14 protein-coding genes are annotated in these 19,063 nt (G+C 61.3%); 10 read left to right on the top strand and 4 right to left on the bottom strand.

The features are described 5' to 3' along the window. Positions 1 to 25: 25 nt before the first annotated feature. Positions 26 to 466 (bottom strand): helix-turn-helix domain-containing protein, encoded by a 441-nt coding sequence (locus tag H8F22_RS02215; protein WP_027921412.1) that lies wholly within the window; start codon positions 464 to 466, stop codon positions 26 to 28. 209 nt (positions 467 to 675) lie between these two features. Here H8F22_RS02215 and H8F22_RS02210 point away from each other — a divergent pair, with 209 nt between their 5' ends. The 8 genes from H8F22_RS02210 to H8F22_RS02175 all read left to right on the top strand — a co-directional run bounded on the left by H8F22_RS02210 (position 676) and on the right by H8F22_RS02175 (position 9,417). Continuing rightward, positions 676 to 1,662, top strand: a complete 987-nt coding sequence (locus tag H8F22_RS02210) for an MBL fold metallo-hydrolase (protein ID WP_027921411.1) — start codon at positions 676 to 678, stop codon at positions 1,660 to 1,662. A 47-nt stretch (positions 1,663 to 1,709) separates the two neighbouring features. Then, positions 1,710 to 2,630 (top strand): LysR family transcriptional regulator, encoded by a 921-nt coding sequence (locus tag H8F22_RS02205; protein WP_059181140.1) that lies wholly within the window; start codon positions 1,710 to 1,712, stop codon positions 2,628 to 2,630. A gap of 191 nt (positions 2,631 to 2,821) precedes the next feature. Beyond that, positions 2,822 to 4,582 (top strand): hypothetical protein, encoded by a 1,761-nt coding sequence (locus H8F22_RS02200; protein WP_194939717.1) that lies wholly within the window; start codon positions 2,822 to 2,824, stop codon positions 4,580 to 4,582. Positions 4,583 to 4,783: 201 nt separating this feature from the next. Next, positions 4,784 to 5,200 (top strand): DoxX family protein, encoded by a 417-nt coding sequence (locus tag H8F22_RS02195; protein ID WP_059181138.1) that lies wholly within the window; start codon positions 4,784 to 4,786, stop codon positions 5,198 to 5,200. Next, a complete protein-coding gene (locus H8F22_RS02190; RefSeq protein WP_027921408.1) occupies positions 5,193 to 5,786 on the top strand; it encodes an antibiotic biosynthesis monooxygenase in 594 nt (197 codons plus the stop codon). The genes H8F22_RS02195 and H8F22_RS02190 overlap by 8 nt, the downstream gene beginning before the upstream one ends. Further along, positions 5,783 to 7,621 carry an amidohydrolase gene (locus H8F22_RS02185; RefSeq protein ID WP_059181136.1) on the top strand — a complete coding sequence of 613 codons (1,839 nt, stop codon included), beginning with the start codon at positions 5,783 to 5,785 and terminating at the stop codon, positions 7,619 to 7,621. The genes H8F22_RS02190 and H8F22_RS02185 overlap by 4 nt, the downstream gene beginning before the upstream one ends. A gap of 69 nt (positions 7,622 to 7,690) precedes the next feature. Beyond that, positions 7,691 to 8,317 (top strand): isochorismate family cysteine hydrolase YcaC, encoded by a 627-nt coding sequence (ycaC, locus tag H8F22_RS02180; protein ID WP_027921406.1) that lies wholly within the window; start codon positions 7,691 to 7,693, stop codon positions 8,315 to 8,317. Between the two features lie 203 nt (positions 8,318 to 8,520). Continuing rightward, complete coding sequence (locus H8F22_RS02175) at positions 8,521 to 9,417, top strand: LysR family transcriptional regulator (protein ID WP_194939716.1); 897 nt, start codon at positions 8,521 to 8,523, stop codon at positions 9,415 to 9,417. 155 nt (positions 9,418 to 9,572) lie between these two features. Here H8F22_RS02175 and H8F22_RS32855 read toward each other — a convergent pair whose 3' ends face one another. The 3 genes from H8F22_RS32855 to gspG all read right to left on the bottom strand — a co-directional run bounded on the left by H8F22_RS32855 (position 9,573) and on the right by gspG (position 12,165). After that, positions 9,573 to 10,382 (bottom strand): hypothetical protein, encoded by an 810-nt coding sequence (locus H8F22_RS32855; protein WP_267463964.1) that lies wholly within the window; start codon positions 10,380 to 10,382, stop codon positions 9,573 to 9,575. A 148-nt stretch (positions 10,383 to 10,530) separates the two neighbouring features. Next, positions 10,531 to 11,718 (bottom strand): type II secretion system F family protein, encoded by a 1,188-nt coding sequence (locus H8F22_RS02165; protein WP_027921403.1) that lies wholly within the window; start codon positions 11,716 to 11,718, stop codon positions 10,531 to 10,533. Positions 11,719 to 11,730: 12 nt separating this feature from the next. Continuing rightward, the gene (gene gspG / locus H8F22_RS02160; RefSeq protein ID WP_194939715.1) at positions 11,731 to 12,165 is read right to left on the bottom strand and encodes a type II secretion system major pseudopilin GspG; all 435 of its coding nucleotides are present in this window, start codon (positions 12,163 to 12,165) and stop codon (positions 11,731 to 11,733) included. Between the two features lie 195 nt (positions 12,166 to 12,360). Between gspG and H8F22_RS02155 the strand changes: the two genes are divergently transcribed. After that, positions 12,361 to 12,969: a lytic transglycosylase domain-containing protein gene (locus H8F22_RS02155; protein ID WP_027921401.1), complete on the top strand. Its 609-nt coding sequence runs from the start codon at positions 12,361 to 12,363 to the stop codon at positions 12,967 to 12,969. Positions 12,970 to 13,174: 205 nt separating this feature from the next. Next, positions 13,175 to 18,997 carry a manganese-oxidizing multicopper oxidase MnxG gene (mnxG, locus tag H8F22_RS02150; RefSeq protein WP_194939714.1) on the top strand — a complete coding sequence of 1,941 codons (5,823 nt, stop codon included), beginning with the start codon at positions 13,175 to 13,177 and terminating at the stop codon, positions 18,995 to 18,997. The last annotated feature ends 66 nt before the right edge of the window (positions 18,998 to 19,063 follow it).

The following is a 19,063-nucleotide window of genomic DNA, read 5'->3' as shown; positions in this document are numbered from 1 at the left end:
CAGCTGTCGAGCCCCGCGTTGGGCGTTATTGCGCGTGAAGTTGAGCGGTGTAGGCGGGTGGATGAGGGTGTGAGCGTACCGTGCGGCAGCGCCAGGCAAACGGATTGATGCCTTCGCTGCGGGTGAAGATGTGGCAGAAGTGCGCCTGATCGCAGAAGCCGCATTCGAGGCTGATTTGCGTGAGGCTCAAGTCGGTGTCGCGGATCAGCTGCTTGGCCCGTGCAATGCGTTGCAGACGTATCCAGTCCTGAGGCGAATAACCGGTGCTGCATTTGAACGCGCGGGAGAAATGACTGCGCGAGAGGGCGCAGGCCCGCGCCAGTTCAGTGACCTCGACGGATTCATCGAGACGGTCGAGGATCAGTTGTTTCGCCAGCCTTTCGCGCCATGGGGTCAGGCCGCCGGTGGTCTTCTTTGGCGATTCAGTGACTGCCACGCGGGCGACGTTTTGCTGAGAATGGGCCATGACAAATGTCCGTGTCGGTGAGCTTCATTCTTCGCCGCGGGGTGTTGGCAGGCGAGTTAAACGTTGTTAATTCCGTCCTCGCGCAAATCCGGCAAAGGCGCTAACTCAGCACATTGCTGCAATTTCTTCAGACGCAGTACTTGCACTATTGAGGTCATCCGGTGGCGTTAGGCGTGGCCGCTTTTTTTTTATCGATCAAGGGTGAAGGCATGAAACATTCTCTGGTTTGCGCATTGGGGCTCGCGGTAGCGCTGGCATCAGGCACTTCCTCGGCGCAGGCACCGGCGCAAGTCGGCACACAGGCACCGGGCTACTTCCGCTTGGCGGTGGGCGACTACGAAGTGACGGCGTTATTCGATGGTTACAACGACCTGTCACCGAAACTGCTCAAGGGCCTGACGCAAAGCCAGATTCGCGCATTGCTGGCCCGTCGCTCGATTGAAACGCCGGGTGTGCAAACCGCGTTCAACGCGTTTTTGGTCAACACCGGCAAGCAGCTGATTCTGGTGGACACCGGCGCCGGCCAGTGCATCGGCGCAACGGCCGGCATGCTCTCGGACAACATGAAAGCCGCCGGGTACGAGCCGTCCCAGGTCGATGCGATTCTGTTGACCCACCTGCACCTTGACCACGTCTGCGGGCTGGTCGACGCAGAGCAAAAACCAGTGTTTGCCAATGCCACGGTCTACGCGGCAAAAGCCGAGGCTGATTACTGGCTCGATCCTCAAGCCATCGCCAAGGCCCCAGAGGGCGCCAAGCCTTATTTCAAAATCGCCCAGGATTCCACCGCGCCTTACGTTGCGCAGGGTCGTTTCAAGACGTTCGAGGCCGGTCAATCGCCCGTGCCGGGTGTGGTCGATGCCACGCTGGAGAGCGGACACACCCCCGGCAGCACTACGTACCGCTTCACCTCTGAAGGGCAGAGCATTCTGTTCATGGGGGATCTGGTGCATAACCTCGCGGTGCAATTCGAGCACCCTGACGTGTCGATCGCTTTTGACGTCAACAGCCAGCAAGCGATCAAGAGCCGGGCCAAGGTGTTCAGTGACGCTGCCGCCAGCAAGACCTGGGTGTCGGCGGCGCACTTGCCGTTTCCGGGCATCGGTCACATCGCAACCGAGGGCAAGCACTTCCAATGGGTGCCGGTCGAATACGGGCCTTACAAACGTGCGGCCAAAGTACCGCTGATCGAGTAAAGTCCCAGCGTTTCGTGCCTGGCTCAACACACAAAGGAACCGTGCTTATGAACCGTAACGATCTGCGCCGCGTCGACATGAACCTGTTGGTGATTTTCGAGGCGCTGATGTTCGAAAAGAACCTGACCCGCGTCGCGGAAAAACTGTTCATGGGCCAACCGGCGGTGAGTGCGGCGCTGGCGCGGTTGCGCGATTTGTTTGACGATCCGTTGTTGCTGCGCAACGGACGCGGCATGGAACCGACCGCGCGGGCACTGGCGATTCTCAAGGAGTTGCAGCCGGCGATGGACACGATCTCGGGCGCCGTCAGCCGGGCCAAGGAGTTTGATCCGGCGACCAGTTGTGATGTGTTTCGTATCGGGCTGTCGGACGATGCCGAGTTCGGTTTGTTTCCGCCGTTGCTGCGGCAGCTGCAAGAAGAGGCACCGGGGATTGTGGTCGTGGTACGGCGCGCCAACTACCTGCTGATGCCGGCGTTGCTGGCCTCCGGGGAAATCTCTGTGGGCGTCAGTTACACCACCGACCTGCCGGCGAACGCCAAGCGCAAAAAACTGCGCGATATTCCCTGCAAAGTGCTGCGCGGGGACAAGCGTCCGGGCACGCTGACGCTGGATGAATACTGCGAACGGCCCCACGCCATGGTGTCGTTCTCCGGCGACCTGAGCGGCAACATCGACCTCGACCTGGCCAAGCTTGGACGTAGCCGTCGCGTGGTGTTGGGCGTGCCGCAGTTCAGCGGCTTGCGCGCGTTGCTCGCCGGCACCGAGATGATCGCCACCGTACCGGACTATGCCGCGTGCGCGCTGGTGGAAGGCTGTGGGTTGCGTGCTGAAGACCCACCGTTTGCCATCGATGCAGCGCAATTGTCGATGGCCTGGAGCGGGGTGCATGACAACGACCCGGCGGAGCGCTGGTTGCGCTCGCGAATTAGTGAATTCATGTCGGGGCCTTTGCCCATTCCAGCCTGAACGTGGCGGCTTACGGACCGGGCAGATTCCCGCCTGCAAGAAACTGTGTGGGTATGACGGCCGGTTTCAAGGCAGAGCCACTCGTCTGAAAAAACCGTCTACCTGTCAGTTCTGACAGTAGCGACTATTCCCGATCCAGTGTGAGATAGGCCAGTACCCCAAGGGCAAGGTCGATCCCGCACTGAGAGCGAATGATGAATAATCTGACTGCCGTAACCACCCATGACTTGCCCCCTCCACGTATCAAGGAAAACCCGGTTTTCACCCTCCTGAGTCCGGTGGCGGTCAGGCATAACCTCACAGTCGTGGCGAACTACGACAGTCAGACCACGGACAGGATCCGCGTCACATGGCAAGGGGCACCGGGCACGCCGGCCGAGGGTTCCTATACCTCGGGCTTCGTCGAGGTCGGAAATACTCGCCCTGCGGAGCTACGAATTCCCAATTCGCTGGTGACCTTCAACCTGGGCCGAACGGTAACGCTGACCTACACCGTCATCAGTGAAGACGACCCGGAGCCCAGAACCTCGCAGCCATTGATTTTGTATGTGCTGCCACTGGCACAAGGCGATATGCCCAGACCGTTCATCCCGCAGGCGGACAACGCGGGTGAAGGCTTGGTTCTGAATGTGAATGACCTGACCGAATTCACGCTGCGAATAAATGGATGGCCCCTGATTGCCTACAATCAAAACCATTGGCTTCGGCTCAGGGGAACCAACGCCAACGGCAGTGCTTTCGAGGCTGTGTACTGGCCTCGCACGGTTGTCGATCAGCAATTGATCCTTCACGGCTTCTATGCCAAAAACTTTGTTGCCGACCCGCTTAAACGGCTCATGGATCGCAGCACTTTGATTCTGGAGTTCATGGCGACGCTGGATGGAAGCGATGATGAGGCCACAGCGCTGATTTTTGCGCCGCGCAACTACATTGTAAGAACGGATGCACCGAAAACGCCGGTGATCCTGTCGGTAAGAGATCCACTCGGTCAGGACATCGCTGATGGAGGTGATACCGAGTACGGCAGCGTGACCCTGGAAGGTACCGCTACAGAGGGTGAAGATGTGGAAGTCTTTGCCAGCAACATTCCAAAAGGCACGGCCACGGCCGATTCCGGTCGTTGGAAGCATCAGGTGACTGGACTGACCGACGGGTTACACGAGTTGAAGGCCAAAGCCTTGTATGGCGACGGCGCGGTATCCAATTCGTGGAGGATAAACGTGAGCCTGCAAAAGCGGCAGTTGTCGATCAAGGAAGCGCCCGATCACGTCAATCTGGATCCCCTGGCGGCGTTGCAAAGACTGACCGCAGTGCTGGATTCTGAAATGGCGCCTGGCGATCTGCTCACTGTGAGGTGGGCAGCCGCGCCCGGCACGCTGCCAGCGGGCTCACACACGACAAGCGCCGTTTTGGCCGGCAATACTCGACCCATCGAAATACCGCTGCCTGTTTCATTGGTCGCGTTTAGCCTGGGTAAAAAAGTAGAGCTGACGTTCACCTATACCCGCGGGACATCGGATCCGGTGACCTCTCAACCCTTTCCCCTTGATGTTCTGACGATCCCGGCGGTCGAGCTCATTGCTCCGGTGATTACCCAGGCGAACGGCACGACCGTGCTGGACCTGAAAGACGTCACGTCCGGCGCGACCCTCAGTTTTGGTGGCTGGCCACATATCGCCCAAGGGCAGCGCATCTGGCTGGATCTGGAGGGTGAAAACGCCAGTGGTGGCAGCCACAATCTCCAGACCTGGGCGGGCTCGCGCAACTCGGTGCACCGTGCTTGGGTCACGAACAATGGCTTTAGCATCACCATTGCGTACAGCTATCTATCGCTATTGAGGGATGGCAGCCGGTTGGCCATTCGCTTCCGGGTAAATATGGATCAGGTGGCAGATGACGCGACAGCGATGGTCTTCGGCACGCGTGAATATACTGTTCGAGCCGTTCCCTGAACCGGGCCGGTTTATCGATACCTTGATCGATCCTGCCCGTCATGCAGGTCCCCTGAGGGCGTGAGCCTGCGTCGCTTGGTAGATCTGTGCTCTTCCACAAAAAGAGCACACCCATCCAATTTTTCCCGTCCCCACACCGGCACTATCGAAAAACGTCCCGGCGCATCATTGCCGGTGGTTTTTCATTTGTGCAGGTAGCCCATGAACACGTCGCTACGGGATGAACGGGTCCAGGACTGGGGACTGCTGTTTCTGCGGGGCAGCGCCAGTCTGTTCCTGCTGTGGGTGCACGGCTTGCCGAAGCTGCTTGACTACAGCGCTCAACTGCACGTCATCGAAGACCCTTTCCACCTTGGCGCCAACCTGACGCTGATGCTGGCGATTTTTGCCGAGGTGCTGTGCCCGTTGCTGATCATTGTCGGACTGTTGGTGCGTTTGGCGTGCCTGCCGATCTTGTGTGTGTTGCTGGTGGCGATGGTGGTGGTGCATCCGCAATGGAGCCTCGAGCAAGGGCAATTCGGCTGGTTGTTGTTGATCTTGTTCACCAGCATTTTCATCGCCGGGCCTGGTCGGCTGGCGCTCAATGTCCGATTCACCGGAGCGTTGCGTTATGCCTGAAGCCAAACCTTTTGAAGAAGTCGTGACCCTGATCATCAAGCACCGGGTCAAGGCGGGTTTTGAAGTGCCTTACGAAGCCTGGCTGCGCAACATTGTCAGCATCGCCGGGCAGCAGGAAGGGCACTTGGGCGTGGACGTGATGCGCGGCAAAAACGCCGGGCTCGACATGTACACCTGCGTGCTGCGCTTTTGCACCACCGAGGCGATGCAGCACTGGCTCGATTCGCCGCAACGCCTGGAACTGGTCCGCGAAGCGACGCCGATGCTCGCCGACGGCGACCAGACCGAGGTCAACCCGGTCAATGAATTCTGGTTCGCGCCCCAGGCCGACGCCGCGTCGCCACCGCCGCCACGCTGGAAGCAGGCCGTGGTGACCTTGTTGGTGATTCTGCCGCACACCTTGCTGGTGCCGCTGATCTGGGGACCGCTGCTGCAACTCAACGCGGTTCTCTCCAATTACGTCGTAGCGACGTTCCTGATCACGCTCACCATCGTGCTGTCGGTGGTGTACCTGTTCATGCCCATGGCGACCCGATTATTCGCGCCCTGGTTATCTCCTTCCCCTCAGCCCAAGGAAACGCGATGAACGCCGATCTGATTCTGTTCAATGGCCAATTTCATACCGTTGACCGTGAAAACCCGCTCGCCAGTGCCGTGGCGATCAGCGACGGCCGCTTTGTCGCGGTCGGCACCGATGCCGAGGCCATGGCCCTGCGCGGTTCGGGCACGCAGGTCATCGATCTCAAGGGCCGCTGCGTCATCCCCGGCCTCAACGACTCGCACCTGCACCTGATCCGTGGCGGCCTCAATTACAACCTCGAACTGCGTTGGGAAGGGGTGCCGTCGCTGGCCGATGCCTTGCGCATGCTCAAGGATCAGGCCGACCGCACACCAACGCCGCAATGGGTGCGCGTGGTCGGTGGCTGGAACGAATTCCAGTTCGCTGAAAAGCGCATGCCGACCCTCGAAGAACTCAACCAGGCAGCACCGGACACCCCTGTATTCGTCCTGCACCTGTACGACCGTGCCTTGCTCAACCGTGCCGCGTTGCGCGTGGCCGGCTACACCCGCAATACGCCGAACCCACCGGGTGGCGAGATCGTGCGCGATAGCAACGGCGAGCCGACCGGCATGCTGGTCGCGCGGCCCAACGCGATGATTTTGTACTCGACGCTGGCCAAGGGGCCGAAGTTGCCGCTGGAGTACCAGGTCAACTCGACCCGCCAGTTCATGCGCGAACTCAATCGTCTCGGTCTCACCAGCGCGATCGATGCCGGCGGTGGTTTCCAGAATTACCCGGACGATTATCAGGTGATCGAGCAGTTGGCCAAGGACCAGCAATTGACCATCCGTATCGCCTACAACCTGTTCACCCAGAAGCCCAAAGAAGAACTCACCGACTTCAAGAACTGGACCAGCAGCGTGACCCTGCACCAGGGGGACGATTACCTTCGGCATAACGGCGCCGGGGAAATGCTGGTGTTCTCGGCGGCGGATTTCGAAGACTTCCTCGAACCGCGTCCGGACCTGCCGCAAACCATGGAAGACGAACTCGAGCCGGTCGTGCGCCACTTGGTGGAACAGCGTTGGCCGTTCCGTTTGCACGCCACCTACAACGAATCGATCAGCCGCATGCTCGACGTGTTCGAGAAGGTCAACCGCGACATTCCGTTCAACGGTTTGCCGTGGTTTTTCGACCACGCTGAAACCATCACCCCGCAGAACATCGAGCGGGTGAGGGCGCTGGGCGGGGGTATCGCGATTCAGGACCGCATGGCGTTTCAGGGCGAATATTTTGTCGAGCGTTACGGCGCCAAAGCTGCCGAAGCGACGCCGCCGATCAAGCGCATGCTGGCCGAAGGCGTACCGGTCGGCGCCGGCACCGATGCCACGCGAGTGTCCAGCTACAACCCCTGGACTTCGTTGTACTGGATGGTCAGCGGCCGGACAGTGGGAGGGCTGGAGCTGCATGCCGAAGGCCTGTCCCGGCAGACCGCGCTGGAACTGTTCACCCACGGCAGCGCCTGGTTCTCTTCCGAGCAGGGCAAGAAAGGCATGATCAAGGTCGGTCAATTGGCGGACGTGGCGGCATTGAGTGCGGACTTTTTCAGCGTCGACGAAGAAGCGATCAAGTGGATCGAGTCGGTGTTGACCGTGGTTGGCGGCAAGGTGGTGTACGGCGCCGGTGACTTCGAAAAACTCGGGCCGGCCAGCGTACCGGTGCTGCCGGACTGGTCGCCGGTGGTCAAGGTCCCGGGCCACTGGCGTCCGACCTCGCCGATGCAGGCGCAGGTTCACCATTGCAGCGGGCCGTGCGGCGTGCATGCCCACAGCCATGAAAAAGCGCGCCTGTCGACTGCGCCGGTCAGCGATTTTGCCGGTTTCTGGGGCGCCTTTGGCTGCTCGTGCTTCGCGTTCTGACGATCACAACAAAGCGCCGATGGACTGTGTCGGCGCCCGACGTAATACCCATCCACCGAGGAGTTTCACATGAGCAACGTTCCGTACAAACGCCTGAACAAGGATGATGCCGTGGTCTTGCTGGTCGACCACCAGACCGGTCTGATCTCGCTGGTTCAGGATTTCTCGCCCAACGAATTCAAGAACAACGTCCTGGCCCTCGCGGACCTGGCCAAGTTCTTCAAACTGCCGACCATCCTCACCACCAGTTTCGAAAACGGCCCGAACGGCCCGATGGTGCCGGAACTCAAGGAGCTGTTCCCGGACGCGCCGTACATCCCGCGTCCAGGCCAGATCAACGCCTGGGACAACGAAGACTTCGTCAAAGCCGTCAAAGCCACGGGCCGCAAGCAGTTGATCATTGCCGGTGTGGTGACGGACGTTTGCGTGACGTTCCCTACGCTGTCGGCGCTGGCAGAAGGGTTTGAAGTGTTCGTCGTCACCGACGCCTCGGGGACCTTCAACGAAACCGTGCAACAAGCGGCATGGGCGCGTATGACGGCGGCGGGTGCACAACTGGTCAACTGGTTCTCGGTGGCCTGTGAGCTGCAAGGTGACTGGCGCAATGACATGGAAGGCTTGGCGAATCTGCTGTCGCCGCGTATTCCGAACTATCGCAATTTGATGAACAGCTATTCGGCGCTGACGTCGAAGTAAGTCCAGCCCCAATGAAAAGTGCCCGCCAATGCGCGGGCATTTTTTTGCCTGACGAATGCGCTTTTTGTAGCAACCGCCGAGCCTAGTCCGACTCCTGTAGCCACTGCTCGTCAGCTGCTACGCGAATTGGGTGTGTAATTGTTGGGGTGTCGATACCCTGAAAAACGGCTATAAAGTGTTCGACTGTCAATCAGGCTGTGACAATGAACCCGTTCGAAGATATGCGTATTTTTTGCCAGGTCATGGACTCCGGCAGCTTCACCGCGGCGGCAGATCAATTGGGGTTGTCCAAGCAATTCGTCAGCCGGCGTTTGATGCAACTCGAAGAGCGCCTGGGCGTGCGCTTGCTCAATCGCTCGACCCGGCGGCTGGACGTCACCCCACTGGGGCAGAGTTATTACGAGTCGGCCTTGCGCCTGCTCGGTGAAGTCGAGCAAGTGGAGCAGGGCATCGCCGGGCAAACCACCGAGCCACGGGGCACGATTCGCATCAGCGCACCCTTGTCGTTTGCATTGGCGCATTTGGGCAGCCTGCTGCCGCTGTTCTTGCAGCGTTATCGCGACGTCACCGTGGAAGTGGACCTGAGTGATCGGCCGGTAGACTTGCTCAGTGAGGGGTATGACCTGGCGTTGCGTATCGGCATTCTTGAAGACTCAACGCTGATCGCCCGACGCATCGCCTCGATCCAGCGTGTGTACTGCGCCAGCCCGACGTACCTGGCCGAACGTGGCACGCCGCTTAAACCCGAAGACCTGCACGACCATGACTGCCTGCCGTACGGCCACGGTCGTCAGGTGCAATGGCGGTTTGAAGGGCAGGGCAAACCGCTGACCGTCAATGTCACGGGCCGGATGCGGGTCAATAACGGCGAGTTGCTCAAGGACGCGGCGATTTCCGGGATGGGGATTACCTATTTGCCGACATTTATCGTCGGTGCAGCCTTGAAGGACGGCAGGCTGGTGCCGGTGCTGGAGGCGTTTCAGCCTGAGCCGCTGAGGTTGTCGGCGGTCTATCCGCAACACCGCCAGAGCTCGCGCCCGGTGCAGGCGCTGATCGAGTTTTTGCGTGAACAGCTGGATCAGACTGAAGACGAACTCTAATCCTCACACAGTTCCCCCTGTAGGAGTGAGCCTGCTCGCGATGACGGAGTGTCAGACGACATCAATGTTGAATGACAAATGGCTATCGTCGGAACGCTGCCCGGAGCAGGCTCGCTCCTACAGTTGGTTTGTGGATGACCTGGGCTTAATGGTGATCAGGTCCTTTTGTCATCGCCGTTGACATGAACACCACGGTCATCACCGACTTCGCCGTTGGCATGGACGCCACGGTCATCACCGACTTCACCATTGGCGTGGACGCCATGGTCATCGCCGATTTCGCCGGCGCGATGAACACCATTTTGGTTGTGTGACACTTCGCCGGAGCGATGAACGCCATTTTGGTTGTGGGACACTTCACCGGAGCGATGAACGCCGTTTTGGTTGTGGGACACTTCACCGGAGCGATGAACGCCGTTTTGGTTGTGGGACACTTCACCGGAACGATGAACACCATGGTCATCGCCTACTTCGCCGTTGGCATGAACGCCATGATCGTCGCCAGGTTCGGCGTGCGTGCCATTGCGACCGGAGTTGGAGGAGGCTGTGTTGCCGGCATTACCAGGGCCGTGGTCGCTGCCGCTGTGACTGCTGCCGCTATTGCCGCCGCTGCCACTGTTGCCGCCACTGCCGCTTCCACCGTGACCGCCGCTGTTGCCGCCGCCACCGTTTCCACCGCCGCCATTGCCTCCGCCGCCACCGCCATTACCGCCGCCACCGCCGCCATTGCCGCCGCCACCGCCGCCACCATTGCCGCCGCCACCACCACCATTGCCACCGCCGCCATGACCTCCGCCATTGCCGCCACCGCCACCGCCACCGCCGCCGCCGCCACCCCCTCCGCCGCCGCCACCATCCTTGGCCTGAGCAGTCGACATACTGGACAGACTGTCCGGTATCAATACGGTGGACGCCGACAAGACCGCGCCAATAGCTACTGCCAGTAAAAGCTTGTTGATGTGCATGTCGTTCTCCGTCTTATTCAGGGTTGGAACGTTGATGAACAATGCAACGTGCTGCTCGATTCAATAGGTGAACACCACACCTTCCGAATTTATTCAGCTGAATCGCCGATAAAAAACGCAACGTAGCGCTATGCCTCATTCCAGAGCCTTAGTGAATGCTTGAGGCAAGCTCGAAAATCGGCATGTACATCAGGATCACGATGACCCCGATCAACAACCCGATAAACGTCATGAGCAGTGGCTCGAACAACCTGACAAACCATTCGAGCCAGCGACTGATTTCTTCGTCGTAGAAGTCGGCGCTGCGTTCCATCATTTGCCCGAGGTTGCCGGACTGTTCGCCGGCGCGCAGCAAGCGCAGGGACACCGGGGTCACCAGGTGATTGAGCTCCAGCGCGGCCGACAGCGATTGGCCCTCGCGCACCCGTTCGCAGGCTTCGTCCAGGCGTGTGCGCGAAGCCACGGTGAGCAAACCGCGCACCATGCCCATGGCGGTGACGAGGGGAATGCCGCCCTGCAACAGAATCCCCAGCGAGCGATAGAAGCGCGCCAGTTCGTACATGAAGATGCGTTGGTGGATGGCCGGGAGTTTTTCGATCAGGCGGTCCACGCCCCGCCGAAAGGCCGGTTGGCGCTGGAGGAAGGCGAGGGCGACGATGATCGCCAGCAACCCGCCGAAGAATTCGCCCTGATGCGCATGGAGGAACATGCCGCTGGTCATCAACACTTGCGACAGCCACGGCAGGTTCGACCCCAGGCCTTCAAACACCAGGCTGAAACGCGGCACTACGTAACCCATCAAAAACAACACCACGCCACCGCCCACCACCAGCAACAGCATGGGGTAGATCGACGCGCTGACGATTTTTTGCCGAACCTCGTCCATGCGCTGGCGATAGCTGACATAGCGGCCCAGGGCTTCGCCCACGGCGCCGGTCTTCTCGCTGGACTGCACCAGTGCCACATACAACGGCGGGAATATGGCCGACAACTGACCCAGTGCCTGGGAGAACGATTTGCCCTCGTACAGCAAGCGCACCAGCTCACTCAAGGTTTTGCGGGCCTGTGGCGCGCTTTCTTTTTCGGCCAGGCTTTCCAGTGCATCGATCAGCGGCAGGCCTGCATTGAGTAGGGTGGTCAGTTCCTGGCTGAACAACACCAGGTTGAAGGTCTCTCGCTGTTGCAGACGCAAGGCGCGCCAGTGCCGTTCGGCATGCAGGCTGACCACCCGCAACCCCTGGTCTTCGACGATGCGCCGAGCCTCGCTGTGACCGGGGGCCTCGACCGTCATCGAGACCACGCCGGCCTTGCCCACGGCTTTGAGATGAAAGCGCATGGTCTTCCCCCGTCATTGCCAACTGGTGACTTCGGCGTTTTCGCCTTCACCACCGGGCTGCCCGTCCTTGCCCATGGACAGCAGATCGTACTCGCCGTTTTCGCCGGGATAGCGGTAGGTGTAGTTACGGCCCCACGGGTCCTGCGGCAATTTTTTCTGCAAGTAAGGTCCGGTCCAGCGGGTTTCATCGCTCGGCGCAGTGACCAGCGCCTGCAAGCCCTGCTCGGTCGACGGGTAGTGCCCGACCTCCAGGCGATACAAATCCAGCGCCTTGCCCAGGCCTTCGATTTGCGCCTTGGCGACCTTGACTTCGGAACGGCCCAGTTGGGCGAAATACTTCGGCGCGACGATGCCGGCCAACAGCCCCAGCACCACCAGCACCACCAGCAGTTCGAGCAGGGTGAACCCGCGTTGCGTACGCGGGGCACAGCACAGACGTAGATTCATGATGACCTCACACAGTCGGCAGAAGGGTCGCGATAAAGGCTTATGCAATTGCCATGCAAAGCCCCTGGCAACCTTCTGAACCTCCCGTGCTACGGCCTTTCACGCTTACGGCACAGTGCTTGCGTATGGCTGATTAACGATCGGCCAGTGGGGCATTACCCCCAATTTTCGGGGCCGGCCAGGGGAGGTAGAACAATGAAAACACTCACCACTGGATTGCTCGGATGCCTGCTATTGACCAGCGTCGCACAGGCCGATGTCTTCGTTTCCGTGGACGCCAAGGGCAGCTACGTTTTGTCCAACGTTCACCGCCCCGGCCGCACCTATGAACGGGTTATTCACGAGCCCACCGCAGCGGTCGTCAGCCTCGACCAGCAACCGCAGATGATCGCCGCGCAACCCTACGCCGAGCTGGTCTCGGCGGCTGCCAAGGCCAATGAAGTTCCGGAGGCGCTGTTACACGCGGTCATTCGCGCCGAGTCCCGCTACAACGCCGACGCAACGTCCGCCAAAGGCGCTGGCGGATTGATGCAGTTGATGCCCGACACCGCGCGGGAGATGGGGGTCAAGGATGTCTACGATCCGAAGGCCAACATCCAGGGCGGCGCCAAATACCTCAAGCGTCTGCTGACCCTGTTCGACAACGACATTGCCCTCGCGGTAGCGGCCTACAACGCCGGCCCGCAAGCGGTGCTCAGCCGTGGCGGGGCGATCCCGCCGTTCGCCGAAACCCAGCGCTACGTGCCGGATGTCCTGCGCCAATACCGGCGTTTGCAGGGCCTGGCCGTGGACGCGCCGTTGTAGTCGAAACCCCGTGCCGGCTTGCCCCAATAGTGGGGAATGATGGCCCCGGCAGAAAAGTGGGGAATTAGTGGGGAATATCCCCCGAGTTATTAAGTCGTCAACTTAACTGACTGAAAAACAACACAATTATTTTTGGCATGGCGATTGCTCCAGCGCACTTGTCGAGAATTGTTCCTTGTGAGCACCCAATGCGAGGTCCGTGATCATGTCCGGCATACCCCACGCTCATTACCTGATTAATCTGCTGTTGTTTTTCGCGCCCTTGTTTGGCATCGAGATGGCCGAGGCGGCCGCCCGTTGCGAACGCAATCTGGTGGCGAACGTCGTGGCGCTGGATCAGCCGCTGATGTTCAACCGCCTCGGCGCACAGAACGCCAACGGCATGATGTTCGCCCTGCGCCGCGACGTGGTCGACGACCACAACATGCCCCTCGCCCAAGGGGGCGCAGCGGTGCCGGGCAAAGTTTCGTTGCGGCCCGACAAGCGTCCGCGTCCACTGGTGCTGCGTGTAGCGGCGGGTGATTGCCTGACGATCAATCTGCAGAATTTGCTGGCGTATCAGGCCAACCCCGGCAAGCACGAAGAGACCGACGTCGAGGGCGCAGAAGGGGGGGCAACCGGTAATGCCGATCAGTTCAAGGTCGATGAGCAAGTCACTGACCGCCATGTCGGCTTCCAGGTCAACGGCCTGCAAGCGGTCAACAGCATTGACGACATCGCGTCCTTCACCGGGCGCAATGCCAACACGCTGATTCCGCCCGGTGCCACGCGGTCCTACACCCTGTACGCCGAGCGTGAGGGCGCGTTTGCCGCCAGCAGCCGTGGCGCCACATTTGGGGGTGAAGGTGATGCGGGCAACGTTGCCAACGGCCTGTTCGGTGAAGTGGTGGTGGTGCCCAAAGGTGGCCGTACCTATCGCAACACCGTGACCGAAGAAGAGATGCGCCTGGCCAGCACCGGCCGCACCCCGGCCGGTCAGCCGATTGTCGATTACCAGGCGCGCTACCCGCAGCGCGAACCGTGGATCCGTGAAGGCAAGGCCGGCACCCCGATCATCAGCATGGTCGATGGCAGTGAAATCATTTCCAGCGAGAGCGACGCGATCGTGATGGGCAGTAACGCTGATGGCAGCTTCCCGCCCGCGACTTATCCGCTGGAAGCTATCGGCAAACGCAACCCGGCGCTGCCTAACCGGCTGGAGCCGTTCCGCGATTTCGCCTCGCAGTTCCAGGATGAAGTGGCTGCGACTCAGGCGTTCCCGGCGTATTGGGCTGACCCGGTGATGGCCCACGTGCTGGAGCCGACCCGCGACGCGTTCATGATCAACTACGGTTCCGGCGGCATGGGCGCCGAGGTGGTGGCCAACCGACTGGGTGTCGGGCCGATGCACGATTGCCTGTCCTGCGCCTATGAAGAATTTTTCCTCAGTTCCCACACCGTGGGGGACGTGGCAATGCTGGTGGATGTACCGGCCAACGCCGGCCTGGAAAACATTCGTCCGGGCGAAACGCCACGCGCCGATCAGGTCGGGGTCAAGGCGACCATGGCGCTGTATCCGTCCGAGCCGGCCAACGTCAACCACAGCTACATCGGTGACTTCGTCAAATTCCGCAACACCCACAACGGCCACGAGCAACACATCTTCCACTTGCACGGGCACCAATGGCTGTTCAACCCCAACGACGATAACTCCGACTACGTCGATGCCCAGGGCATTGGTCCGGGCGCCGGCTACACCTATGAAATCGCCAATGGGGGTTCGGGCAACCGCAACCGCGTGGCCGGCGATGCGATCTATCACTGCCACTTCTATCCGCACTTTGCCCAAGGCATGTGGAGCATGTGGCGGGTACACGATGTGTTCGAGGAAGGCACCAGACTCGAAGTCTCCCAACAGGGCAACGACGGTTATCACAGCGAACCTTACGCGTTGCGCAGCGGTAAACCGGCGGCGGGCGCACGGGCCTTGCCGGATGGCGAGATCATTGCCGGCACGCCGATTCCTGCGGTCGTGCCGCTGCCGGGCAAAGCCATGGCGCCGATGCCGGGCAAAGTCGCGGTCGTCCCGAAGATCAGCGAAACCCTGGTGGCCGGTCATGACGATGACGACGAGGAGGGCGATGACGACGGCGAACATCACGGCGGTAGCGGTGGTGCCCAAGCCATCGGTTCCCTGGCCCTGGTGGATCGCAGTGAAGCCAACCGCAACGCTGACGGCAGCCTGAAAAACCCGGGCTATCCGTTCTGGATCGGTGGCATGGAAAGCTCGGTCGGCCAACGTCCACCAACTCCGCCGCTGGACATGCTCGACGCCGCCAAGGCGCAATCCCTGAAAACCAGTGGCAATGCCTTGTGGGCCAACCTCGATCCGGCGCAGTCCGGTGGCTGGGATGGCGGTCTGGGGCGGCATTCACTGGACGGGTTCTCATCGGGTGGTCAGGCGCACACCGTCACCACGTCGCTGGATTTCTCCAAGGAAGTGACCCGCGCCAAACCGATTTATATGCCCGAAGAGGGCACTGAAGTGGAACAGGCGGCCATGGCGTTCCACGCCCAAAAGGACCACCCGAGCTTCGCCGTGCTGCCGGGCAATCAAGTGGTGGCGCGCAACTTCCGCACCAACGGCGCGTTGCCGATGGCGGGTGCGCCGTATTACGAACCGTGCATGGATGATCGGCAAAAACGCCTGACCGCCAGCGCCGGCACCGGCGAGTTCAACAGCGGCGAACGGGTCGACGGGTTGTCGTTTACCGGTTCCTCGACCTTCACCGCCGACCGTCCGCGCATCTATAAGGCTGCGAACATCCAGTTCGACGCGGTGTACAACAAGGTCGGCTACCACTTCCCGCAAGCGCGCATCCTGGCGCTGTGGGAAGACGCCTGGCCGGTGATCACCAAACAGCGTCCGCCAGAACCGCTGGTGATGCGCATGAACACCTTCGACTGCGTGCAGTACCAGCAAACCAACCTGGTGCCGGCCATCTACGAGATGGATGACTATCAGGTGCGCACGCCGACCGACGTGATCGGTCAGCACATCCACCTGCCGAAATGGGACCTGACCGCCGCCGACGGCTCGGCCAACGGCTGGAACTATGAAGACGGCGTGCTTTCCCCGGGTGCCGTGCAAGAGCGCATCCACGCAATTCGTCTGTTCAACCAATGCGAAGGCACCGACCCGCGTGACGGCACACCGACTTGCCCGGTAGCCAAGCAGCATCCGTTCTTTGGTCAATATGGCCGGGCCGATTGGGTGGGCGCGCGCACAGCGATGCAGCGCTGGTTCGTCGATCCGGTGGTCAACAGCAAAGGCGTCGACCGTGGCCTGGGGACCATTTTCACCCACGACCACCTGGGCCCATCGACGCACCAACAGATCGGCCTGTACGCCACCGTGCTGGCAGAGCCGGCCGGTTCCACCTGGTTCCACGCCGAAACCGGCGAGCCGTTGTACAGCGGCGCGCGGCAGGACGGCGGGCCGACCTCGTGGCAGGCCGTGATTTCTACCGGTGACCTGGACGGCGACGGCAAGAACGACAGCTTCCGTGAGTTCTTCCTCGAATACAGCGACTTCCAGCACGCCTATGAAGCCGGTGTGTACGTGGGCGCCGGGCCGAATGGCGTGCCGGATGCGCAATCCTTCCCGGCCACCGCCGACAGCTTCCGTTATGCGATCAACCCGCCGGTGCGCAAGGAAGCCGCGACCCTGCTTGAACAGGTGGTTGAAGCCCGCGGCGGGCTGTCGCCGGGCTGCCCGAGCCGGCCTTGCCCGCAAGCCATCTCGGTGGATGACCCTGGCATGTTCGTGGTCAATTACCGCAACGAACCGCTGGCCCTGCGGGTGTATGACCCGAACAAGGTCGGCCCGGACGGCAAGCGCGGCATGCAGGCCGACGGCCTCGGTGGCGACCTGGCGTACGCCATGCAAAGCCGCACTGACCGGGCGATCCCGGCGATGAACCTGGCGCCCAACCTGGTCACTGCCGCCACCGGGCCCACCGGCGGCACCACGCTGTTCCCGCCACACATCAACAAGGGCGGCGCGGAACCGGGGGACCCGTTCACGCCGATGCTGCGCACCTACACCGGTGACAACGTGCGGCTGCGGGTGCATGCCGGCGGTCATGAAGAGGAGCACAACGTGACCCTGCACGGCGTGAAGTGGCTGCAAAGCGGTTCCGGTTTCGGCAACAGCTCCAACTCCGGCTGGCGCTCGTCGCAAATGATCGGGATCTCCGAGCAGATGGGCTTCATCGCGCCGGTCTCGATGTTGTCCAGTTCAGCGGCGATCACCGGGGATTACCTGTACTCGATGGACGCATCCCTGGAAGGTTACTGGAGCGGAATCTGGGGGGTGATGCGCAACTACACCGCGCAACGCAACGACCTGTTCGCGCTGCCGAACAACCCGAAACCGGCGGGCATGCGCAACACCGTGGCCTTCGATGGCGCCTGCCCACGGTATGGCGCCAACCCGAACGGCATCGGCACCCGGCCGACCGTGCAACGCAACTATGAAGTGGTCGCGGCGCTGGCCAACGACATCCTCGGCAATCCGCTTAACCTGTCCATGGCGGACCCGGCGGGCCTCGGCCAGCATGTCGGCGGCCCGTTGAATCCGGCGGGCGGTACGCTGGTGTACAACTCCCGCGCGGTGAGCATTCCACAGGTCACGGTAAACGATCCCCAGGATGGGACGACCTTCACCATCGGCGGGCAAAGCGGCCCGCTGCATGACCCGACCGCGATTCTGTACGTGCGCAAATCCGACCTCGACCCGGTCACTGGCAAGCTGAAACCCGGTGTGCCTGTCGAACCGCTGGTGCTGCGCGCGGCGGCCGGTGACTGCATCAACATCACCCTGGAAAACCGTTTGCCGAGCGTGATGCCGGACCTGGCCCAGACCGCTTCGGTGATGGGCATGGTCAAGCGTGACCGCAACGGTGGCGAAGGTTCGACCACCTTCAGCAACAACCTGATGCGGCCGTCCAGCACGGTGGGCTTGCACGCTCAACTGCTGGCGTACGACATCACCAAATCCGACGGCACCAACGTCGGCACCAACCCGATCCAGACCGTACCGCCACGTGTTGGCAACAGCGGTGCATACCCGACGCGTACTTATCAGTACTACGCCGGACACCTGGAGCGTGAAGGCAAGCCGATTACCCAACTGGGCCGCAGCGTCGACAACATCAACGCCACGGCGGTGGAGTTCGGCGGGCTGAATTTCACCCCGGCGGACGTGATCAAGCAGCCACAAAAAGGCCTCGGTGGCGCGATGAGCATCCTGCCGATCGGTGCCACCTGGGTTGAGGACGCGCGCAAGGTCAATGCGACAGTCACCGCGCCAGGGCAAACCACCTACCGCGACTTTGCGATGGTCTGGCAGAAGGCGCTCAACATGCGCTGGGCCAATGGCCGGCCGGTGGAAGGCATTGCCTCGGAAGCGGGTGTGCCGACCGATCCGCAGGACAACTCGAGCATGGCCATCAACTATAAAACCGAACCGATGTGGTACCGCTTCGGCCTGCCGCCGGACGCGCCGTTCGGTCACGCCGATGGCAACGGTTACGGCGACGTGCCCAACGCGCACATGGCCTACAGCAACGCGCTGGTGGGGGGCGATCCACAGACACCGGTGCTGTATGCCAAACCGGGGCAACCGTTCCGCACCCACATCCTGATGCCTACCGGTGGCAGCCGTGGTTCGACGTTCCAGCTGGACGGTCACGTCTGGTCGGTCAACCCGTTCCAGTCGGAGAAGAGCGACACCGGCGGTTACCCGATGATGACGCCGGGCGTGGGTTCGGTGCGGTTCGGCTACAACCCGATGTCGATGTACATCGGCGCCCACGAAAGCATCTTGCCGGCCGCGCACTTCAGCTTCATGCACCCGAGCGCCGGGGGCAGCAATGCGATACCGGGCGACTACCTGTTCCGTGACTACGCCGGCTACGGCAATACCGCCGGGCTGTGGGGGTTACTGCGGGTGACCAACGAACCTGAACCGGCACCGGCGCCGTAGACCGAGGGGATGGGAACGACATCAACCCTGTGGGAGCAAGCTCGCTCCCACAGGGGCTCGGTGGGG

The sequence above is a fragment of the Pseudomonas mucoides genome (assembly GCF_015461845.1).
GTDB lineage: Bacteria > Pseudomonadota > Gammaproteobacteria > Pseudomonadales > Pseudomonadaceae > Aquipseudomonas > Aquipseudomonas mucoides.
The sequence above is the reverse complement of the archived record's forward strand: the minus strand, read 5'-3'. Positions and strand labels throughout refer to the sequence as shown.